The sequence below is a fragment of the Xenorhabdus bovienii genome (assembly GCF_024721015.1).
GTDB classification, from domain to species: Bacteria; Pseudomonadota; Gammaproteobacteria; order Enterobacterales; family Enterobacteriaceae; genus Xenorhabdus; species Xenorhabdus bovienii.
The window spans coordinates 1-4,182 of sequence record NZ_JANAIF010000134.1 but is presented as its reverse complement, the minus strand read 5'-3'; the positions used below and the strand labels follow the sequence as shown (position 1 = coordinate 4,182).

The window sequence follows — 4,182 nt, the reverse complement described above, 5'->3', positions numbered from 1 at the left end:
GTGGAGTATGAGCTAAATACTCTATTGGAAGGTTATGGTGCTAAATTTGCAATTAATTTTTCTTGATTACTTATTTGAAATACCATGAGCGATAAAGAAGAGGTTCAATGGGATATCTAATCAACTGGACTATATCATTAGGACTGCGGTATTCAGTAGCGCATAAGATATACGCCACTCAATGTAACAAGAAAACTATGAATACATTCTGGGAAAATATTCATTAATTTTATCATTATCCAATAGCCGATCTTTTGTAAAATCTAGCGTATCAGAAACAGCAATTACTTTACGTAATGATTCAGGAAAATCTTCAATCGTGGCATAAATAGTAGGGATTAAGTAACGAAAATAGTCTCCCATTTTCGTTTCACCATCATAACCTACAGGAATATCTTGCCCAGGATTGCTTCCTTCAATACCATGATAAATGAATAATCCCTTTCTTGCGGGTAGATTAATTTCATCCAAGTCTTCTGATTGTTGGGCTAAATAAAACCATTCTTCTACATCATCTTTACAATTAGTATCTTGATGTGTAAGAGAAGAATATAAATCTAATATTGTTTGTCCATTTTTGCTATCGGGATAAATTGTATATTTTTCCGATTCTTCCCATTTATATTCATTCAGCTCAGTTAATATATCTTCAAAATTATTCATGCGTAACAATGCACTAGGTAGCCATCCCCAGCAATTATTCACCATGACTGCAATTTTCCCCTGCTTATCCATTGCAAACCACGTGAAAATGGTTCCAAAACCGGGTTCCCATGATTCATTTAGTATATTCATTAATTACCTCTGGCAACTTTTCCAGTCACAGAATCAAAAGCTCCAATCATCATTGCAACTCCTGATTCTTTTGTTTTAGATGGAAATTTATTTATTTCATCGGCTAGGGGCTGTTTAGCATAAACTATGCAGCTTCTCTTTTTCTACTAAATCGCCCATTTTAATAAACGGACCGGAGAGCAGAAAGCAGTATTGCGCCCCGTCAGTAAATTGCTACGTTGTTATACCGAAGGTGTAGTACTGGCGAAAAAAATCGAAGCTTTGTTTCGGGTCGTGCCACCGAGTATTTATCTGGCGCTGGGTATGACGGAAAAAGAAGAAAAAGCCAAGCGCAGAGCGTTAATGCGGGAGCACCAATGCAGTGAACTGGAGTCTGCCATTTTGGTGGTCAGAAAAATGGATATTGCGCGGGGATAGCAGGTTGATTTCAATATGTGATAGATAGTTAACATCAATTTCAAAAGCGACATAAAGTTATATTGATTGTTACAACCATGAATTAACTTAATATTGAATGGGTTGAGTCCGGTGGAATTCCGGACTCAGGGTTTATTAGCTATTTAGTGTAACTAGCCTACTTTCTGGGTTAGTTGACATCTATAAAATTGAGTACCCAAAAAAATCAGATAATAATTAATTCACCCCATAAATCAAAAGGTGCTTTAACCTTATGGTTACGTGTATATACATTGACAACATGTCTTAGGTACTCATTGAACGACCAATTAGTTGCTTGAACGGTTTCTTCGTTTTCATCATAGCGATAAACTAAATCAGGATTATCTGATTTAGTTAATACAAAAAAATATTGAGTGTAGCTTTCCACTGAAATAAAAAACGGTTTTTTCACTATTAAATCATGACGTTGAATGTTTCCCAATTCATCTCTTAGATCTTCTTGGAATAATATTCCTCCCCGCGCAGTTTTTTGCTCATGATAAAAAGCCAAAGGAACATCACCAAAAAAACCACCACTACAACGCCCCATACAAATTAAGAAATCGTATAGTTGGCTTCTTATTTCAATATCATAAAAACGTTCAAACTTTGGTATTTCTTCAGCAGAATACCCTCTGATATAACTGGTATCGACTTCTAACTCAGGATAAATCGAGTGTAAATAATTCATTAATGTTTGATTGATCATGGGTTAACTCCTGTTGAGCCTTGAAAAATATTGACATTGAAATTTTTGTTCATTTCAGCAAAATTTTGGCTGGTATACCCACAACTCATACACATTCCTTGTTCAGTTCTTGAGGTATTTTGCACCGAAATATTTATATTCGCCTTTTGGTCTTTATAAGCATCCTGAATGTGGCTGAATAACTTTTGTTCAGCGTGATTGAAATTTGTCATTTTCGTTTCTATATTTCCTATACTAGGTATACTTTCGCTATCAGACAAGATAACTTTATAATTAACTCCACTGATGTTTACTGTTGTTGGTGCATTACCAGACCATGCCTTGCCACTGACGGATAGATAATATTCAGTCTTACCGTCAGCAATGACCGAAGCTGCTGCATAACTAACAGGCGTATCTCCTTGATAACGTTTTTTAAGTAGATGGCTAGTATCTAGTCTAATTTTATTTAGATCTAAAGCTCGATCAGTGACCTCATTTAAATCATAAACACGGTAATTTTCCTGCGCTCTCTTTCCAGTATACAGAGCTTCTTTTTCTACTAAACTCGTTACGACATGAGTATTAGGCTTCTCATTTTTTAACAGTGCTGTTGAAGCATGACTCAGTTCTTTAGCTAAATTTTTCGCATTTTCTGTGCTGTTGCTTAATACCTTAACGGTTCCGCCCGCAGCCAAAGTTCCCATAGCCGCTTCGGGTCCAACAACATCTGCTGCAAAAATTCCTGCCTGATTTACACACAGAATCGGATCAGCTTTACAGGCTTGAAGAGCGAGGCGCGCTTCAGCAGATGCGGCAATCAGTATATAACGCCCGGCAGTCAGAGCATAGCCACCAGCCGCAATTGCAGTTACAGCAATCGCAGCATCCTGTCGTGCAGCAACACGTTCTGCAGCAGCTTGGTCACCTTTTGCCGCCGCCGCCATATCCATTCCATTTTCACGAGCAATTTGATCCAACATATGCTCAGTATAGTTATAGCGATAAACAAGCTCTGCACTGTTGGCCGCACTATAAACCCCTTCCGGTGTACCGCTAATCAATGCCCCCGACAGCGCTCCAATCATTTTTGCTGTCTGAGTTTTGGTCTCATTACCTGTAAGTGCTTCTTGAAGTTTATGAATTTGTCGCTCAGGTTCATTCTTATATGTAGATTCAAATAGAGTGCTTTCCATAACAATTGCAGCTAATTCAGCAGCTAATGCGCCAGCAGCAGCACCTTTTGCATCTCCACCACCGATTTCTGCGGCAAGGGCTGATACCGCAGCATGGCTAATAGCCTTTCCAGGGACTCCTAATACTGCTCCATTGTTTCCGATAAGGTTTGCACCTTCCGCATTAATTTGATTACCGACATTGGCAAGTAACGCTGTAGCAAAATTATCTTTGAAACTACCGCCATTAATTGCGGTATTTAAACTGGAGCTGATAACAGATTGTCCTGCAACACGCTGAGCAGTTTTAATCCAATCTCCTTCACTCAATAGAGGTAAATTTGAGTTGGTTGATGAAGCTGCAGCGTTAGCTCCATCTTTAGTCGCAGTCCAACCCATAGCTTGATCGAATCCTGATAAAGCCCCTCCAATTGCCATGGAAGTAATGGTTGATTTAACAGTATCACTATTACCTAACTCTCTAAAAGTTTTAGATAAGTTCCCTTGATTATTAACTAGAGTAACCGCTGCTTTAGAAGCTAAAGATGACATACCTGCAATGGTTGCACCGGAAACAATAGCACCTGTAGTAGTCGCTGTTGCTGCAGTAGCTACGCCAACACCAGTAGCAGTGCTGGCAGCGGATGCGCCAGCAGCAAGAGCTAAACCTGATCCAGCAGTCACGACCGCTACTGCTACTGCTATAATAGCAGAAGCTACTGGGCTTAATTGTTGATTACTATAATCCCAATTAGAATACGCATCTTGAACTTCATTCCATTTTACATCATGTCGATTTTTTAAATCTTTTAACCAAGCTGTTTCTGGATTTTCTCCAAGAATATTCAATGCAGTTTTCAGAGATTGACTTTTTTGTATTTTAATATCAGCGTTAATTCCTGAATTAGCATCTACAGTAAATAAGCTTCCAGCAGATATCGATGGTAACATCCAAGTGGTATTATTATGCCCACTATTAGATTGTTTAATAAAAAAACCTTTCGAATTACTAGGGCGTGTTGACGTTTTGTGAAGGTAATCTGAACAGCATGATGATTGGGTATAATCAATTTCGCCAAAAACTCA

Annotated in this window: 3 protein-coding genes and 1 pseudogene; 1 reads left to right on the top strand and 3 read right to left on the bottom strand. The window is 38.5% G+C overall.

Going from position 1 to position 4,182, the window contains the following annotated elements:
* Positions 1-195: 195 nt before the first annotated feature.
* Complete coding sequence (locus NXS07_RS18760) at positions 196-795, bottom strand: hypothetical protein (protein ID WP_038222481.1); 600 nt, start codon at positions 793-795, stop codon at positions 196-198.
* Between the two features lie 150 nt (positions 796-945).
* Between NXS07_RS18760 and NXS07_RS18755 the strand changes: the two are divergent.
* Positions 946-1,212, top strand: a pseudogene (locus tag NXS07_RS18755) (type VI secretion protein); the annotation flags it as partial.
* 205 nt (positions 1,213-1,417) lie between these two features.
* Here NXS07_RS18755 and NXS07_RS18750 read toward each other — a convergent pair.
* Both NXS07_RS18750 and NXS07_RS18745 read right to left on the bottom strand, forming a co-directional pair.
* Complete coding sequence (locus NXS07_RS18750) at positions 1,418-1,942, bottom strand: hypothetical protein (RefSeq protein WP_238126590.1); 525 nt, start codon at positions 1,940-1,942, stop codon at positions 1,418-1,420.
* Positions 1,939-4,047: a DUF637 domain-containing protein gene (locus NXS07_RS18745; RefSeq protein ID WP_258087385.1), complete on the bottom strand. Its 2,109-nt coding sequence runs from the start codon at positions 4,045-4,047 to the stop codon at positions 1,939-1,941. Before NXS07_RS18745 ends, NXS07_RS18750 begins: the two co-directional genes overlap by 4 nt.
* Positions 4,048-4,182 lie beyond the last annotated feature (135 nt).